Annotated in this window: 16 protein-coding genes and 1 pseudogene; 13 read left to right on the top strand and 4 right to left on the bottom strand. The window is 61.8% G+C overall.

What is annotated here, in order from left to right:
* Positions 1-5: 5 nt before the first annotated feature.
* Entirely contained in the window at positions 6-707 is a 702-nt protein-coding gene (locus AC788_RS03650) for a response regulator transcription factor (RefSeq protein ID WP_049859251.1), read from the bottom strand.
* A gap of 48 nt (positions 708-755) precedes the next feature.
* The gene (locus AC788_RS03645; RefSeq protein ID WP_049859250.1) at positions 756-2,423 is read right to left on the bottom strand and encodes a phosphoethanolamine transferase; all 1,668 of its coding nucleotides are present in this window, start codon (positions 2,421-2,423) and stop codon (positions 756-758) included.
* Between the two features lie 349 nt (positions 2,424-2,772).
* Between AC788_RS03645 and AC788_RS03640 the strand changes: the two genes are divergently transcribed.
* The 8 genes and pseudogenes from AC788_RS03640 to AC788_RS03610 all read left to right on the top strand — a co-directional run bounded on the left by AC788_RS03640 (position 2,773) and on the right by AC788_RS03610 (position 7,843).
* A complete protein-coding gene (locus AC788_RS03640; RefSeq protein WP_049859249.1) occupies positions 2,773-3,519 on the top strand; it encodes a phosphatase PAP2 family protein in 747 nt (248 codons plus the stop codon).
* 55 nt (positions 3,520-3,574) lie between these two features.
* On the top strand, positions 3,575-3,907 hold the full coding sequence (locus AC788_RS03635; protein ID WP_049859788.1) for a hypothetical protein: 333 nt from the start codon (positions 3,575-3,577) through the stop codon (positions 3,905-3,907).
* A 378-nt stretch (positions 3,908-4,285) separates the two neighbouring features.
* Positions 4,286-4,744 (top strand): thiol-disulfide oxidoreductase DCC family protein, encoded by a 459-nt coding sequence (locus tag AC788_RS03630; RefSeq protein ID WP_049859248.1) that lies wholly within the window; start codon positions 4,286-4,288, stop codon positions 4,742-4,744.
* 116 nt (positions 4,745-4,860) lie between these two features.
* Positions 4,861-5,193, top strand: a complete 333-nt coding sequence (locus AC788_RS21220; RefSeq protein ID WP_082223585.1) for a type II toxin-antitoxin system HigB family toxin — start codon at positions 4,861-4,863, stop codon at positions 5,191-5,193.
* Complete coding sequence (locus AC788_RS03625; RefSeq protein WP_049859247.1) at positions 5,190-5,660, top strand: helix-turn-helix domain-containing protein; 471 nt, start codon at positions 5,190-5,192, stop codon at positions 5,658-5,660. Before AC788_RS21220 ends, AC788_RS03625 begins: the two co-directional genes overlap by 4 nt.
* Positions 5,657-5,860, top strand: a pseudogene (locus AC788_RS03620) (transferase); the annotation flags it as partial. The gene AC788_RS03625 and the pseudogene AC788_RS03620, both read left to right, overlap by 4 nt.
* Positions 5,861-5,962: 102 nt before the next feature.
* Entirely contained in the window at positions 5,963-7,147 is a 1,185-nt protein-coding gene (locus AC788_RS03615; RefSeq protein WP_049859245.1) for a DUF2252 domain-containing protein, read from the top strand.
* 66 nt (positions 7,148-7,213) lie between these two features.
* Entirely contained in the window at positions 7,214-7,843 is a 630-nt protein-coding gene (locus AC788_RS03610; RefSeq protein WP_049859244.1) for an FMN-dependent NADH-azoreductase, read from the top strand.
* Between the two features lie 74 nt (positions 7,844-7,917).
* On the opposite strand, the gene AC788_RS03605 is transcribed toward AC788_RS03610, so the two are convergent.
* Positions 7,918-9,942 (bottom strand): methyl-accepting chemotaxis protein, encoded by a 2,025-nt coding sequence (locus AC788_RS03605; protein WP_049859243.1) that lies wholly within the window; start codon positions 9,940-9,942, stop codon positions 7,918-7,920.
* Between the two features lie 334 nt (positions 9,943-10,276).
* Here AC788_RS03605 and rbsK point away from each other — a divergent pair, with 334 nt between their 5' ends.
* From rbsK to AC788_RS03590, 3 genes are read left to right on the top strand one after another with little or no spacing between them, the layout of a single operon-like run.
* Positions 10,277-11,203, top strand: a complete 927-nt coding sequence (gene rbsK / locus AC788_RS03600) for a ribokinase (protein WP_049859242.1) — start codon at positions 10,277-10,279, stop codon at positions 11,201-11,203.
* Between the two features lie 31 nt (positions 11,204-11,234).
* The gene (fucP, locus tag AC788_RS03595; protein WP_049859241.1) at positions 11,235-12,566 is read left to right on the top strand and encodes an L-fucose:H+ symporter permease; all 1,332 of its coding nucleotides are present in this window, start codon (positions 11,235-11,237) and stop codon (positions 12,564-12,566) included.
* Positions 12,563-13,630 carry an aldose 1-epimerase family protein gene (locus AC788_RS03590; RefSeq protein ID WP_049859240.1) on the top strand — a complete coding sequence of 356 codons (1,068 nt, stop codon included), beginning with the start codon at positions 12,563-12,565 and terminating at the stop codon, positions 13,628-13,630. Before fucP ends, AC788_RS03590 begins: the two co-directional genes overlap by 4 nt.
* Positions 13,631-13,635: 5 nt before the next feature.
* Here the strand turns inward: AC788_RS03590 and deoR are convergent, their stop codons facing one another.
* Positions 13,636-14,406, bottom strand: coding sequence for a DNA-binding transcriptional repressor DeoR (gene deoR / locus AC788_RS03585; RefSeq protein ID WP_082223554.1), 771 nt, complete (start codon positions 14,404-14,406; stop codon positions 13,636-13,638).
* Between the two features lie 119 nt (positions 14,407-14,525).
* Between deoR and deoC the strand changes: the two genes are divergently transcribed.
* Positions 14,526-15,206, top strand: a complete 681-nt coding sequence (gene deoC, locus AC788_RS03580; RefSeq protein ID WP_049859239.1) for a deoxyribose-phosphate aldolase — start codon at positions 14,526-14,528, stop codon at positions 15,204-15,206.
* 111 nt (positions 15,207-15,317) lie between these two features.
* Complete coding sequence (locus AC788_RS03575; protein ID WP_049859238.1) at positions 15,318-16,289, top strand: LLM class oxidoreductase; 972 nt, start codon at positions 15,318-15,320, stop codon at positions 16,287-16,289.
* Positions 16,290-16,344 lie beyond the last annotated feature (55 nt).

Here is a 16,344-nt window from a genome sequence, read left to right as displayed (position 1 = left end):
CAGGCTCAGGGCCGGGCGGTTACCAGGCCCACGTCCGACGGTGCCTGCAGCCTGTAACCCATGCTGTGCACGGTATGCAGCAACGGCACCTCGAACGATTTGTCGATGGTTCGGCGCAGCATGTAGATGCCGGTTCGCAGGCTGTCCGAATCGGGCGTTTCCTCACCCCACAGCGCCAGTTCCAACTCGCGGCGCTTCACGATGGCGGGGCTCTTGCGCATCAACAGTTCCAGCAGCACGAGGGTGGTGGGGTTGAGCTTGAGCAACCTGCCCGCCCGCTTTACCTCCAGTGAATCCAGATCGAAGCTCAGGTCATGGACTTCGAGCACGTTTTTCCTCATCCCGGCCGAACGTCGACTCACTGTCTCGACGCGGGCAAACAGCTCGGACAAGGCGAACGGCTTGACGATGTAGTCGTCGGCGCCAACGCGAAATCCCGTCAGCCGGTCCTCCAGCTCGTCACGGGCAGTCAGCATCAGAATGGGCGTGTGCCGCCGGGAGACCGAGCGCAGCTTGTGACAGACCTGGTTGCCGTCCATGCCGGGCAGCATCACATCGAGAATGATGGCGTCATAATTGCCGGTCATCGCCAGGTGAAGCCCGGTCACGCCATCCAGTGCACCGGTCACTTCACACCCCTTGAGCACGAAGTATTCCGAGACGTTGGCGAGGATATCGGCATGATCTTCGATGACCAGTATGCGCATGGGACTCTCTTTTTATGTAAGGCACGAGTACGAAACACAACTACCCACTCAACGCTGGACCGGCATTTGTTTCGTGGCCACAAGCGCATTGCCGCTCACCCCTCTGCAGCCGGCAAACATGTCCAGCGCGCTGTTGTAGACCCGCGTCTGGACATTCAACAAGCCTAGCATCGAGTGAAAGAGATTGTCCTGACTCAGCGGATCGTTGCGTGTGCGCTGCAAACAATGACTGTCGACGGCAAGCGCACGTTGGTAACTGTCGGAGAACCATACCAGCAGTGGGACGTGTTTCTGCTGGTCAGGTGCCAACATGTAGGGCGTGCCGTGCAGGAACACGTTGTACTCGCCAAGAGACTCGCCGTGATCGGAGAGATAGATCATGGCGGTGGCCACACGGTCCTGGTTGTTGCGCAGGGTATCGATCAGCCGCGCCAGAACGTGATCGGTGTACAGCACGGTATTATCGTAGGCATTGACGATACTCTCCCGGCTGCAGGCGTCCAGCGCGTTGCTCTTGCACACCGGAGTGAAGTGCTCGAAGGCTTGCGGATAGCGCTTGAAATATTCAGGCCCGTGGCTGCCCATCTGGTGCAGGACCAACACGGTATCGTTGGAAAGGTGGTCGATAAACGCCTGCAAACCCTGCAGGAGGATCTCGTCCCGGCACTCGCTGTCAGCGCACAGAGCCGGGTCCTTGCCGTGGCTGACATCCAGCTGGGTGACCCGGTCGCAGGTGCCCTTGCAGCCGGACTGGTTATCCCACCACACCACGTCCAGGCCGGCACGCTTGAGCACGTCCAGCAACCCTTCCTGGTTTTTCGCGACGGCTGGTTTGTACTGCTTGCGGCCCATGTTGGAAAACATGCAGGGCACCGACACAGCGGTTTCGGTGCCGCAGGAATGCACGTCGGTGAACGACACCAGACCCTGCTCAGCGGCCAGTTGCGGTGTGGTATCGCGCCCATAGCCGAGGATGCCGAAGTTATCGGCCCGGGCACTTTCGCCCACCACCAGTACGGTCAATGATTTGGTGGGGTGGTTGCCCACGTTCACCGCACGCATCGCATCCTCACCCAAGGGCACGAAAGGATGCTCGACGGTCGACACCTGCTCGCGGGCATAACCGATCGAGGCGCCGATGTAGTTGCTGGGCACCACCATCAGGCGCAACTCGTGGTGATTGCGCAACAGTGACGACAGCCCCTGATAGTCCAGCAATGCGACGCCGGTGATGATGCCCGCACAGCCGGTGCCGATGAGCACTTTGTGGAGCAGCTCGCGATGGGGTTTGCGATACGCAATAGGTGTCTTCCATAACAGCACACACGGCAGCACGCCCAGCGCCAGCAGGTAGACCCACAGCAGGGGCGACAGCAGGCCTTCCACTTCGGTCACGTTGGTTTCGACAAGATTGCGGAACATGCCCGCGTCGACCACGATTCCGTACTGCCCCATGAAATACGCCACACAGGCGCTGACCAGAAACAACACCATCAGCAGCGGTTTCAACAGTTTGGGAAAGGCCAGCATCGTCAACACGAAGTTGAAGACGCACAACAGCAACACCCCAAACGCCCAGGCCAGTTGCTTACCTGCGCCCTCGCCGCCCGTGATGGACGCCAGGTGTTGCCAAAGTGGTGTGTTGAAAGCAATCAAGAGAAACAGGCTTGCAGCCAGTGTGACTAATTCCGGACGAACAGGTTTTATCTTGAACATGCGAGTCTACTGTCAGGCAGATAGGCGGGCCGTGCGCAATGCGCCGGGTATCGACAGCGCGGACTGTAATCTCGAATAACTCAAACTTTCGTGAAAGATTTGCGAGGAAAAGCTTGCTGGAAAAAAACCCGAAGTGTGCTTATCCGGCGCATTGATCATCAGTCGCAGTCACCTGCTGAACGCTGCGCACCTAACGCATTTTTCACATCTTCTTCACCCATCACTGAAGGCCGGAAATCTATCGTCGCCAGCACAGCACGCTGCAGGCAGGACCTCTGGCTGAGCAACGCTTGCGAGACTTCGTGCCTACCGTCCTCATTGACTGTCTACCCACCGATCGGAGCCGTTCATGGCTATCGAAGTACCTTCCCGTGCGTCCCGGCCTTTTGACTTTCGTTTCGCCCTGGGTGTGCCACTCGCCCTCATGGCAGTGATGCTCTGGCTGTATCCGCCGGCACTGGACTTTGCGCTTGCACAAGTGTTCTACGTACCCGGCAGCGGCTTCATCGGGCGGCAAAGTTACTGGCTGGAAAACATCCTGCACGACCGCGCCAAACAGGCCGTGATCGCCTTCGCCGTACTGGCGCTGGCCGGATTCATCGTCAGTCTGTGCAGCCCGAAGTGGCGGCAATGGCGCCGGCCTTTGGGCTACGTGGTGCTGTCGATGGCCCTGACGACTGCGGTGGTGATGCCACTCAAGGTGCTCACCGCAGTGCATTGTCCGTGGAGCTTGAAGGAGTTCGGCGGCCAGGAAACCTACACGCCCCTGCTCAGCCCACGCGCCGAGACCGAAAAACCCGGTTTGTGCTGGCCGGGCGGTCACGCGTCGAGCGGCTTCTCGCTGCTCGCGCTGTTCTTCTTCTGGCGCGACCGCCGCCCACGCACCGCGCGAATCGCCCTCGCCGTGGCGCTGGGATTGGGCGCGATCTTTTCCCTGGGCCGCATGGCGCAGGGCGCGCATTTTCTCTCCCACAACATCTGGACCCTGCTGATCGATTGGATGATCTGCGTGCTGTGTTACCGCTGGATTCTCTATCGCCCTGCGGCGTCCCGGATCACTCGCAGCCAGGCCACGATGCTCACCGGAGATCGCTGAAATGAGCGCCAGACGCCAGCCGTTCAAACAGACGAGCCTGCTGTTGGCTCTGGCAATGGCTGCCGCCCTGCTCAGCGCGTGCCAGACGACACGCGAGCGTCTGTTGGCCGAAGGCTACCCCGCGCCGTTCGCCAACGGCTTCGAGGACGGCTGCAGCAGTGGCCGCAACGCGGCGCAGGCGCTGGGGGAATTCCGCAAGAACGTCCCCACCTACCTCGCGGATCGCCAGTACGCCACCGGCTGGGACGACGGCTTTCGCCAATGTCAGGCCAGCGTCGCCAGCGATTTCCAGCGCCGCATCGGTACCGACAGCAAGGCCGACCGCGACTGGCGGCATGCCCGGGATCAAGACATGGGCAGGGCCTTGGGTCGTACGTCGCGTGACTAGGCAGATCGGTTAGATTGCCGTCACTTCGCGACCATCGTTCGGATGCTCCGCATCGACGATCAGCGTCGCGCGGGCCAGACGAATACGCGGCGGCGCCGTCGTAGTGATAGCGCAGATGAGCAAGCAACATACCGATTGGCGCACGCGGCGACTGCCACGGTTCGCGTGACCTCCGTATCCACCCGCCAACAGTCCTTCCATTATGCGAGATCCCAATTCTGCAACAAGCCGAAAGATATGCTGTGTCGTTGAGCTCGCTGCAAGACAGCAACTGCGTTAAAAATGGCGTGAATGGCTGAACGTGGTGTCTATGTAGCGTGAAGAACATTGCCTCGTTTTCAGGCGCCGCTTGCCAATACCCACACGGAACGCTCATCGATGCACGAGAACCCCCACTGGCCGCTGACACTCTACTTCGACGGTGACTGCCCCCTGTGCGCTCACGAGATCAAGGTCCTGAGCGCTCGCGCCTCACCCGATCGCCTGCGTTTCGTCGACATCAGCGATCCGACGTTCGATGCCCCATCCCTGGGGTTTAGTCGTGCACACATGGAGTCGTTGCTGCACGCCCGCTTCGCCGACGGAACATGGGTCACCGGCCTGGACGCCACGCTCTGGAGCTGGCGAGCCGCAGGCCTGGGCGTGTGGGCGGCGCCGTTGTCGTGGCGCTGGGCCCGGCCGCTGTTGAACGTGGGCTATCGCCTGTTCTGCCGCTGGCGCCCGCACCTGGCATGGCTGCCCCACCCCGACGGCAGCGCGCGCTGCCGTGGCGACAGCTGTGCGCTTCCCGATACGGATCGTACGACGCGCAGGCAGCCGCCTTCTGAGCCTCGGTGAGCGCCCGGGCAGTCGCTTTCACGCCCTGTGTCGCATGGCAAACGAACCCATCAAATCGTCGCATGTTGTCAAAATTGACAACATGCGTATGATGGACTACAACGCAAGGAATGCTCGTGGACGTACTCAAGAAGGATCGGTTCGATGAAGCCTGTCGAAGGCATCCAACGTGCGCCAACGCACTCCGGACGTGCTATCGAGTGCTGTGCGCTATCGAACCTGAAAGCTACAACGACTTGAGCAATGCCTTCGGCAGCAGGCTCGATCTGTTCAAACCTCGTTCTGGTGCAGGATGGGTTGTGATTGATATTGGCGGTAACAAGTTAAGGCTGATCGCGGGCATAAACTACGAACGGAAGAAGTTGTACGTAAAACATATCTATACACATGCGGAATACGACGCTGCAAACCAATGGTATGCCAGAAACAGTCAAGGAGTGAGGCCATGACCGCTGTGCTTGAAAACTCGCAAGCTATTCGCGCTGCTCTGGAGAGCCTTCAGCGGCTGGTCGAGCAACTTCGTGAGTCTTTCGTTGGCGGAATCCATACGCCTGACGAGTACCAACGTGCGTCTGTTCTGCTGGACGAGCTGACCGATGGCCACCCCCTTAACAAGTACGAGACACAAGTTCTGATCGAGCTTGAGGAGGCCATTGAGCTATATGAGCGCGAATCCGAACAATTCGCGGCTATCAATGCGAACCTGACATCCGCCGTCACGCCCGTGCAGCTCCTACGTGACTTCATGGACGTGCTTGGGCTCACCGGTTCGGACTTGCCTGAAATTGGAGACAGGCACGTAGTCTCCAAAGTGCTTTCGGGCACGCGTCCGATCAGCCACAAGATGGCCTATGCGCTGGCCGAGCGGTTCAGCACCAAACCGGATGTTTTTTTGGAGAAGCAAGAGCGGTCCTGACGTTGCTCGATCGTCTCGGCGAAGACTATCGGCGTCACGGAAACTGCGCCGTTCACGAAAGCGCAGTGGTGGAAGAAGGCGCTGTACTCAACGGCGCGATCATCATCGGTGAAGAAGCCTTCGTCGCCGCGGGTGCGTACCTGCGTGGTGGCGTTTACCTGGGCAGGCAGTGCATCGTGGGCCCCTGCTGCGAGCTCAGATGCAAGCAAGTGACACGTTCACTTTCCTGAAAAAACACAGAAACATTTTGAAACACGCGGCGCATCTCCCTACTCCAACGTCTTTCTCTCAAAGACTAATCCATGAAGACGCCCCGTCCTGCCGCACGTTTGGAACCGCTCGAGCAACTGCGTAACTTGAAGATGGCGCGATCCGCCCATGCCTATGTGCGGGGCAGCACGGTGCAATTCTATGACTGGCTGCAGTCGCAATCGGGCCGACGCTTGCCCAGTGGTCCGCCGGTGTGGATCTGCGGCGACTGCCATGCCGGCAACCTCGGCCCGACCGGGGATTCGAAGGGCCGTATCGATATCCACATCCGCGACCTGGACCAGACCGTCATCGGCAACCCGGTGCACGATCTGGTGCGGCTGGGCCTGTCGCTGGCGACCGCCGCACGCGGCTCGGACCTGCCGGGCGTGGCCACGGCGCGCATGCTGGAAGAAATGATGGTGGGTTATGAACAGGCCTTCGAGAACAACCACGACGAAGAACCGCAACGCCCCGCCCAGGTGAAGGCCGGCATGCGCAGCGCCGTGCAGCGGACCTGGAAGCACCTGGCTCAGGAACGCATCGAGGACATGCGCCCGACGATTCCATTGGGCAAGCATTTCTGGGCCTTGTCCAAGACCGAGCGCAGCGCCATCAAAACGCTGTGCGCCACCGATGAGATTCATGCCTTGGTCACGTCGTTGAAAGGGCGATCGGGGAGCGACAGCGTCGAACTGCTGGATTCGGCTTACTGGGTCAAGGGTTGCAGCTCTCTTGGGCTCAAGCGCTACGCCGTGCTGCTGGGCGTGGGCGACGATGACGATCAGGAGTTGTGCCTGCTCGACATCAAGGAAGCCGTGGCGGCCGCAGCGCCGCGCACGGTTCGCGCAGGGATGCCACGGGACAACGGCAAGCGCGTGGTCGAAGGCGCCCGGCACCTGTCACCGGGTCTGGGCAATCGCATGCTGGCCACGCGCATGCTCGACCATGGCTTCTTCATTCGCGAACTGCTGCCTCAGGACATGAAGCTCGAGCTCGATCAGTTGAGCGAAACCGAAGCCATGCGTGCGGCCAGTTACCTGGCCAGCGTCGTCGGCACGGCCCATGCCCGGCAGATGGACCTTTCGACCCGAGCCGCCTGGATCCGCGAGCTGCAGACCAACCGCTCCAACACCCTGGATGCGCCTTCCTGGCTATGGTCCAGCGTCGTGCATCTGGTAGGCAGCCACGAGCAAGGCTATCTGGAACACTGTCGCCGTTACGCGCTGCAGAATTGAACATCGGCGCTTGCGTCGAGGACTAAATTGAAACCTTGCGCAGCCCCTCACTTAGGAACCCCGTGTATGCATATTCTTCATATTGCCAGCTCTCCTCGCGGGGAGCGTTCGGCCTCCCTGAAACTGGCCGATCGCTATCTCGAAACGGCTGCTTCGGTTGAGCCCGGCACGACCGTCGACGTACTGGATGTCTGGACCACCGACCTGTTGCCGTTCGACGGCCCCGCGTTGAAAGCCAAATACGCGGACCTGGAAGGTGTGGAAATGACCGCCGAGCAGGCGGCCGTCTGGAAGCAGATACATGCCTTGGGCGAGCGTTTCCACCGCGCGGATGTGATCGTGTTCAGCGTGCCGATGTGGAACTTTGGTGTGCCCTACCGCCTCAAGCACCTGATCGACTCGGTGTCGCAGCGTGGCGTGCTGTTCGACTTCGACGACAAGGGCATGGTCGGCCTGCTCAAGGGCAAGAAAGTGGTGGTGCTGGCCACCCGCGGGGTGGCGCTTGGCGAGGATTACCCGACCGAAGACTTCGACCATCAGGTGGCCTTTCTGCGGACCTGGGCCCGCATGGTAGGGATTCCGGCCATCGATACCGTCGAATCGGAAGGCACGCTCGGCGATGCGGCAACCGCCGAGGCCAACTTCAACGCCGCCCTCGATGCAGCCGCGAAGCTGGCCAGGACACTGACTTCCTGAAGCGGCCAGCCACACTAGACTTTGGTATGCCGATCCGCCGGTTGGCGCGGATCGGCACCGCTCACCTCCCCTCCTTACACCTTGAACCGCGAGACCACCGTGCGCAGCTCGGTCGCCAGCAAGGTGAGTTCTTCCGCCGTCACGGCGTTGTCCTTGATACCTTCCATGAGCGCCAGGCTGCCATTGCGGATCTGGGTCACGTTGCGGTTGATGTCCTCGGACACCGCGTGTTGCTGCACCGCCGCGCTGGCTATCTGGGTGTTCATGCCGACGATCTGTTCGACGCCATCGCTGATGGCATCCAGGCTGGTCGAAGCGGCATCGGCCGACTGCAAACATTCCTGAGCACGCTGCTTGCCGGCCTTCATCTGCTCGACGGCCGCAGAGGTGGCCGATTGCAGTTCCTGAATGATTCGGCGGATTTCTTCGGTGGAGTTCTGCGTGCGTGAAGCCAGGGTCCGCACCTCGTCGGCGACCACCGCAAAGCCACGCCCCTGCTCCCCGGCACGGGCGGCTTCGATGGCAGCGTTCAAGGCCAGCAGGTTGGTCTGGTCGGCGATGTTGCGGATCACCTCGATCACCCCGCCGATCTGCTGGCTGTGCTGGGCCAGTGCCGAGACCTTCTGCGCGCTGCGCTCCACCTCATCGGCCAGGGCCTCGATGGTGACTTTGGTTTCATGCATCTTCGCCAGACCGGCCTGGGACGACTGACTGGCGTGTTCGGCAGCGTGGGCCGCCCCTTCGGTGTTCTGCGCCACGTCGGCCACGCTGGTGGTCATCTCGTTGATGGCCGTGGCGACCTGTTCGGTCTCGCTTTGCTGAGTGTTCATCGATTGCTTGGCCCGATCGATGGACACGCCCATGCGCGCGGCGGCATCCGAAACCGACTGCGAGCTGCGCTCGACCTGGGTCAGCGAGCTGCCGAAGGCCTGCACCATGTGGTTCAGGCTGTTGCCCACGTCGGCCATTTCGTCCTTGCCACGCACCTGGACACGTGCGCTCAAGTCACCTTGGCCGATGAGCCGGGTGGCCTGCAGCACATCCTCGATGCTGCGGCGCATGGCACTGTAGATACCGCAGAACACGTACACCAGCAGCAGGCCGACGACGGCGAACATGCCAAGAATGAACAGCCGCTCCGAGGTCTTTTCCTGAGCCCGCTGGGCCAGGCGGTTGAGCAGTTCTTCCTGCAGCGTGTCCTGTGCCTTGTACAGCTCGGCCACGACCGCGTTGCCTTTGGCGGGCACGTTCTGCACGTTGACCAGCGTGTCACTGGTAGAAGACGTGACCGCTTCCAGGTCCGCACGGAAGCCGGTCAGGCTCATGAACGCACTGTCGATAGGTGCCTGAATGCGATCGGCCAGGGCGGGCTCTCGGCGACGCAGCAGCTCCAGGCTTTGCTGAAGCTCCTTGTGGATCAGCAATTCGGTCTTGAGCATCGACCTGATCACGCCACGCGTCGCGGGGCTCAACGGCTGCCCCTCACGCAGCCCGCTGGCCAACCCGCGCAATTGCCCGACGATGTTGATCTGGCGAGGCAGACGCAGCGTACTCAGGTCGATCATGAACAGCGATGCGTAATCCTCATCCAGCACCATGCCCGACGTGGCGGAGACGTAGTAGACGAAATTCAGGGTCTCGATCAGTTGGTCGTTCCATTGATCGAACATGCCCCCAGGATCGACACCGGGCTTGGCCAGCGACATCAAGCGTGTGGCCGAGGCATGCAGGCGTTCCACGCGATCGCCGGTCTGCAGGGCGTCGTTGAACTGGCGGTCAGTGGTGGCCAGTTTCGAGAAGGCGTCTTCGATCTTTGCCTGATTGGCCAGCACATCGGCCTGTGCGGTCTGATCGCCGCTGAGCAGGCGGTTGGTCAACGCGCGCTGCATCATGGACAGGCGCAGGATCGGCGTCACATCCAGCAGGTAGCGCTGGCCGGTCTGCTCCGAGCGTATGACCGCCAGGCTGTCATTGAGCTGAACGATGAAGCGGGTACCGAGCAGGAGCAGCGGGACCAGAACGATGATGGCGAGCACCGCGAATTTGGTCTTGAAGCGTAATCGGTTGGCGAGCGTTACGGCAGGAGCAAGGATGTTCATAGGGTTCTCACAGCCCGGAATGGACGGTTAGTGGTTAATCGTGAGTGAGAACGGTCCATTTCTCGGACGCCGGGGCTCTGTCCGGCCCCTTGGCCGAGCACAGGTGTTCTGTGCTCAAACGTCCGTATCGGTTGGGTTTCGGATAACTTTACGAGGATTTGTACAAATATCTTTATTTGTACAGGTTTTGAACTTCATGAACTGAGTAATGTCGCGGCGACATCACTGCGGGGATCAAAAAAATAAAGATTGAATACTCACAGAAAATGTTATTTAAATAACATAAATAACAGCCGACGGTGGGTCCGTCGGCGCTGGCGAGGTCACAACAACAATGAGCAAGATCGCAGTCATCGGCAGCAACATGGTCGACCTGATCACCTACATCGAGCGCATGCCCGCCCAGGGCGAAACCCTCGAAGCACCGCGTTTCGCCATGGGCTGCGGCGGCAAGGGGGCCAACCAGGCCGCGGCGGCGGCCTTGCTGGGTGCCGACGTCCTGATGCTGAGCAAGGTCGGCGACGACGGCTTCGCCGATACCACCCTGGCTAATTTCCAACGGCTGGGCATCGACTCGCGCTTCGTCGAGCGGGTACCGGGCGTGTCCAGCGGCGTGGCGCCGATCTTCGTTCAGGAGAACTCCCACAACAGCATCCTGATCGTCAAAGGCGCCAATGCCCATCTGCATCCGGCCGACATCGATCGCGCCGAGGCGCAATTGCGTGATTGCGCCCTGATCGTGCTGCAACTGGAAATCGAACTGGCGAGCGTGTACCACGCCATCGAATTCGCCCGACGCCACGTCATTCCGGTGCTACTCAACCCCGCCCCTGCCCTGGCCGGCCTGAGCAACGACCACCTGGCGCTGCTGGACTTCCTGATTCCCAACGAGAGCGAACTGGCGCTCATCAGCGGGCTGCCGGTGAACTCTGCCGACGAAGCGGCGCACGCCGCGCGAACCCTGGTGGCCAAGGGTGTACGCCACGTCATCGTCACCTTGGGTGAACAAGGCGCCCTGTACGTCGGCGCCGAAGGCGAGTGGCAGGTCCCGGGCGTCAAGGTCGAGGCGCGCGACACCAGTGGCGCGGGCGACGCCTTCATCGGCTGCTTCGCGAGGCACTGGAGCCAGGACGCCGATATCCATCAGGCGATGCAACAGGCGGTGGCCTACTCGGCCTGCTCGGTCACCGGCCTCGGCACGCAGTCTTCCTACCCGGATGCAGAAACGTTTGCACGCTTTCTGGATGCATCGGCTCGCTGACACCTCACCAGCACTCTCGCGGAGAACAATAATGAACAAACCTGCGCTGCAACAAACCCCGGACGGGTTCTACCTGGACCGTACGCCATGGTTCGCCTTCATCCTGCTGTGTCTGATCTTCGCCCTGTGGGCCGCTGCGGCCGGCATGAACGACGTGCTGATCGCCCACTTCAAGAAGGCCTTCCTGCTCAGCGACTTCCAGTCGGCCTTCGTCCAGTCGGCGTTCTACCTGGGCTACTTCTTCGTCGCCATACCGGCAGCCCTGGTGGTGCGCCGTTTCAGCTACAAGACCACGATCCTGGTCGGCCTGATGCTGTACCTGTTCGGCTGCGCGCTGTTCTTCCCTGCCGCGTCCACCGCCAAGTACGGCATGTTTCTGATCGCCCTGTTCGTCATCGCCGCCGGCCTGTCGTTTCTCGAGACCGCCTGCAACACCTATTCGACCCTGATGGGTCCGCGGGAAACCGGCACGCGGCGCTTGAACATCTCCCAGACCTTTCACCCGTTCGGGGCCATGACCGGGGTGTACGTCGGCAGCTTCGTGATGTTCAAGGACACCGACGCCAGCCACGAGCAACTGGCGCAGATGAGTGCCAGCGAAGCGGCCGTGCAGCAGTTGCAGATGATCCAGTCGACCTTGCTGCCGTACAAATGGATGATCGCGGTGCTCATTCTGATGTTCATCCTGATCGCCATCACCCGCTTTCCCGCCTGCAAGGGCAACCGCACCGGCAGCGAACCCCGGGCCAGCCTGGGTGAAAGCCTGGGACGCCTGCGCCGCAACCCGCGCTTCTGTTTCGGCGTGCTGGCGCAGTTCCTCTACGTCGGCGCTCAGGTGGGCGTCTGGAGCTTCACCATTCGCCTGGCCATGCAGATGGGTGGCATGAACGAACGCAGTGCCTCTTGGTTTCTGTTGATCACCTTTGCCGCCTACTTCGTCGGCAAGATGGTCGCCAACGTGCTGATGCGCAAGCTGCACCCCGCCAAGGTGCTGGCTCTGTACGGCGTGCTGTGCATCCTGTTGCTGGCCTACACCATCTTCGTACCCAACATCACCGCGGTGTACGCAGCAGTGGGTGTCAGCGTCTTTCTCGGTCCTTGCTGGCCGACCATCTACGGCCTGACCATCGACGGGCTCGGCGAAGACACGGGTGTCGGTGGTTCGCTGCTGGTGATGAGCATCGTCGGCGGTGGCGTGATCCCGATCTTCCAAGGCCTGCTCAGCGACGCCAACAACGGCAACATGCAGATCGCCTATACGGTGCCGCTGCTGTGCTTCGTGGCGATCGTGCTGTACGCGGTGCGCTGCATGCGCCAGCCACAGCCGAGCTTGAGCGGCTCGGCCGCGGCGGTGGCGCAATGAGTACCGAACGCCTGCGCCTGCCACTGTACCCGCAACTGTGGGCCAGCACCCGCCAAACCCTTCTCGAATCGCGTCATTTCACCGTACATGCCTGGACCTACCCCAGCGGAGTCAAGGCACTGTCGCTGGAGAACAGCCGCGGCAAGCTGGTGATACTGCCCTGGCAGGGTCAGATGATCTGGTCGGCCGAGTTCGATGGCCACGACCTGACCATGCGCAACATGTTCAGCCAGCCCCGCCCCAGCGACACCATCATCGGCCCCTATGGCTGCTTCATGTTCCACAGCGGCCTGCTGCGCAACGGTTGCCCAGGCCCGGAAGACACCCACGCGCTGCACGGCGAGATGCCCTGCGCGCCGATGGACGAGGCCTGGCTGGAAAGCGGTGAAGACGAGCATGGCGCCTACCTGCGCCTGGGCGGTACCTGCGAGTACGTGCAGGGTTTCGGCGACCACTACCGGGCCAGTCCCAGCGTCACCCTGCGCCCGGTCAGTGGGGTATTCGAGATCGGCATGGAAGTGGTCAACCTGGCGGGCAAGGCCATGGACCTGATGTACATGGCGCACATGAACTATGCCTATGTCGAAGGCGCGCGGCTGAGCCAGCCGCTGGGCTGCGATCGCACCCGAGTACGCAGCAGCGTGCCGGCCCACGTACGGCCGACGCCAGCCTGGAGCGACTACATGGCGCAGCTGAGCCAGGATCCGCAAGCCCTGGAAGTGCTCGACTCCCCTGCCCTGTACGACCCGGAAATCGTCTGCTTCTTCGATGAAGTACGCTGCGATGCCGAGGGGCAGGCGCATTTCTTTCTGGAACACCCCGACGGCGCGGCCTTCTACACCGGCTACAGCCCGCAGCAGTTCGAGCATGCCGCGCGCTGGATCCTGCACAACGCGGATCAACAGGTCGCCGCGTTCGTCTTGCCCGCCACCTGCGAACCGGAGGGTTACCGCGCCGAACTGACCAAGGGCAACGTGCGCAGCCTGGCACCCGGTGCGCGCGCCGAGTTCAGCGTGCGCACCGGTTTTCTCAGCGCCACGGAACGGCGAGCGTTGCCGACGTGACCTGCCTACACCACCAGTTGAGCACCGCCGGCCTGGATGGCCTCGCGGTACGCGCGGGGGATTTTCTTGTCGCTGACCACGCACTGGAAGTCGCTCAACGCGCCGAAATGCGCCGTGCGCACGGCGTCGAACTTGGAGTGATCGGCCAACAGCAGGCACTGCCGCGCCTGACGCATGACCTTCTGCTTGACCTCCACCTCGTGGAAATTGAAGCAGGTGACGCCGCACTCCAGGCTGACGCCGGCCGCGGAAACGAATGCCCAGGTGAGCCGTACGCTGTCGAGAATGCTGGCTTCGGCCTGGCTCTCGAATACCTGGTTCTTGCGGTGGAAAACGCCGCCGCACAGGACGATGTTGCAACGGGTTTTCTGCTGCAGCTTGAGCAGCACGTTCAGCGAGTTGCACACCGCAGTGAACTCGAGATCGTCGGGAATGAAGTCGACCACGAAGGGCACCGTCGTACCGCAATCGAAGAACACCGTGTCGCCCGGCTGAATGAAGGCGGCCGCCAGCTTGCCGATCCGGCGCTTTTCCTCGACATGCCGGGTGTCCTGCTCGCTGACCCGGTAATCCCCCGGCTCCGGGTCGTCGTGGGCGCGGGTGATGTAGCCGCCCAGCAGCCGCAACTGTTCCGGATGCCGGCTCAGGTCGCGGCGCAGGGTCATTTCGGACACGTCGAGCAAGGCCGCCATTTCGCGCAGATGCACGGCTTTCTGGTCTTGCAGGACCTGTTGGATCTGTTTGATTCGGTTGGTTTTCTTGACGTCCACGGGCATCCAGGCAATCCGTTGGTGAGGTAGATACGGTTGATACCGCGAACAAAGTAACACCAATTGTTAATTTTATAACGTGTGGGCCAAGGCCCCGTGTTTCCATTGATGACAGGAATCGCTTCATGACTTCACTCGACCCCACCGCACTGGCGCAGACCATCGATCACACCTTGCTGGCGGCCGATGCCAGCCGCGAACAGATTGCCACGCTTTGCGCGGAGGCCCGTGAGCACGGTTTCTACTCCGTGTGCGTGAATTCCAGCCAGGTGCCCGTCGCGGCCCGGCATCTGGCGGGATCCGCCGTCAAGGTCTGCGCCGTGGTGGGCTTCCCGCTGGGTGCCGGCCTGAGCGCCGCCAAGGCAGCGGAAACCGTGCTGACCATCGCCGCCGGCGCACAGGAAATCGACATGGTGTTGAACATCGGTTGGCTCAAGGAAGGGCTGTACACCGACGTCCGGGACGATATCGCTGCGGTGCTGCAGGCCTGCGGCGAGGTACCGCTCAAGGTGATCCTGGAAACCTGCCTGCTCGACGATGCGCAGAAGGTGCGCGCCTGCGAGATCTGTCGCGAGCTGGGTGTGGCGTTCGTGAAAACCTCCACGGGTTTCAGCCGCAGCGGCGCCACGCTCGAAGACGTCGCCCTGATGCGCCGGGTGGTTGGCCCGGACATCGGCGTCAAGGCGTCGGGCGGCGTGCGTGACGTCGCCACCGCCCGGGCGATGATCCAGGCCGGCGCCACCCGTCTGGGCACCAGCTCGGGAATCGCCATCGTCACCGGCGGCCAGGCAGGTAGCGGCTACTGAGTCCACGTGCGATTGAGGAATGTTTTTCACCAGTGTCGATCCAAAAGGTCGGAAACAGACGTCAGGCTGACCGTTAGACTGATGTCATCTCTTGAATCTTGGACAGACACTATGAATGTACGAAATCAGGACACTCGATCGCACGATCTGGCTGACCATGACGCGTTCAGCCGTACCTTCCAACAGGACCAGTTGAGCATCGGCTTCATCGCCCCGGCCTGCGGCTATCCCGACAGCCCGTTCCCGAGCCTGTCGGACCAGGCCGAGATCGTGCAGAGTCTGGACCGCAGCGACGCCGCAGCCCTGTGGCTGCGCGACGTGCCGTTCTACGACCCCTCGTTCGGCGACACCGGCCAGGTCCTCGATCCGCTGGTGTACGCCGGCTGGCTGGCCGCCCTCACCCAGCGCATCGCGATCGGCACCGCCGGATTCGTCACGCCCCTGCGTGAACCGGTGATCACCGCCAAGCAGATCACCACCGCCGACCAATTGCTGGGCGGACGCTTTCTGGCCGGCATGGCCTCCGGTGACCGACCCACCGAATACCCGGCCTTCGGCGTCGACTTCGGGACCCGTGTCGAGCGCTATCGCGAAGCCGTGGCCTTGATCAAGACGTTGACCTCGGTGTCATTCCCACGCCTGAAGACCGAGCATTTCGGCCATTTGCGCGGGGACATCGACCTGGTACCCAAGCCGGCAGCCTCGCGCATCCCGCTCATCGCCATAGGTCGCGCCGGGCAGAGCCTGGAGTGGCTGGCCGAACACGTCGACGCCTGGATCTGGCACGGCGACGCTCAACGCATGCCGGAAGTGGTGCCGCACTGGCGCGAAATGACCGAATCGCGCGGCTTCGTGCCCTTCGGCTACGGTGCGATGTTCGATCTGGACAGCAACGCCGACGCCCCATTGCAGACCGGCCGAGTCCTGCGCGGCGGCCGCCATGCCTTGAAGCAGTTCTTCGCGCAGCAACGCGATGCGGGCATCAACCACGTCGCCCTGAACCTCAAGCCGACTCGACGTCCGGCATTGGAGGTGATTGCGGAGCTTCAGGAACATGTGCTTCCCGAGTTCTCGCTGGCATAAGGTTCATCAGCCCCTCTCGCCTCGGTGTGCTGTAGGCCGCCTGGGATAGCAGGGT

The sequence above is a fragment of the Pseudomonas sp. RIT-PI-a genome, assembly GCF_001187875.1.
GTDB classification, from domain to species: domain Bacteria; phylum Pseudomonadota; class Gammaproteobacteria; order Pseudomonadales; family Pseudomonadaceae; genus Aquipseudomonas; species Aquipseudomonas coleopterorum.
Note: the sequence above shows the minus strand (reverse complement) of the source record. Positions and strands in the feature narration are given on the sequence as shown.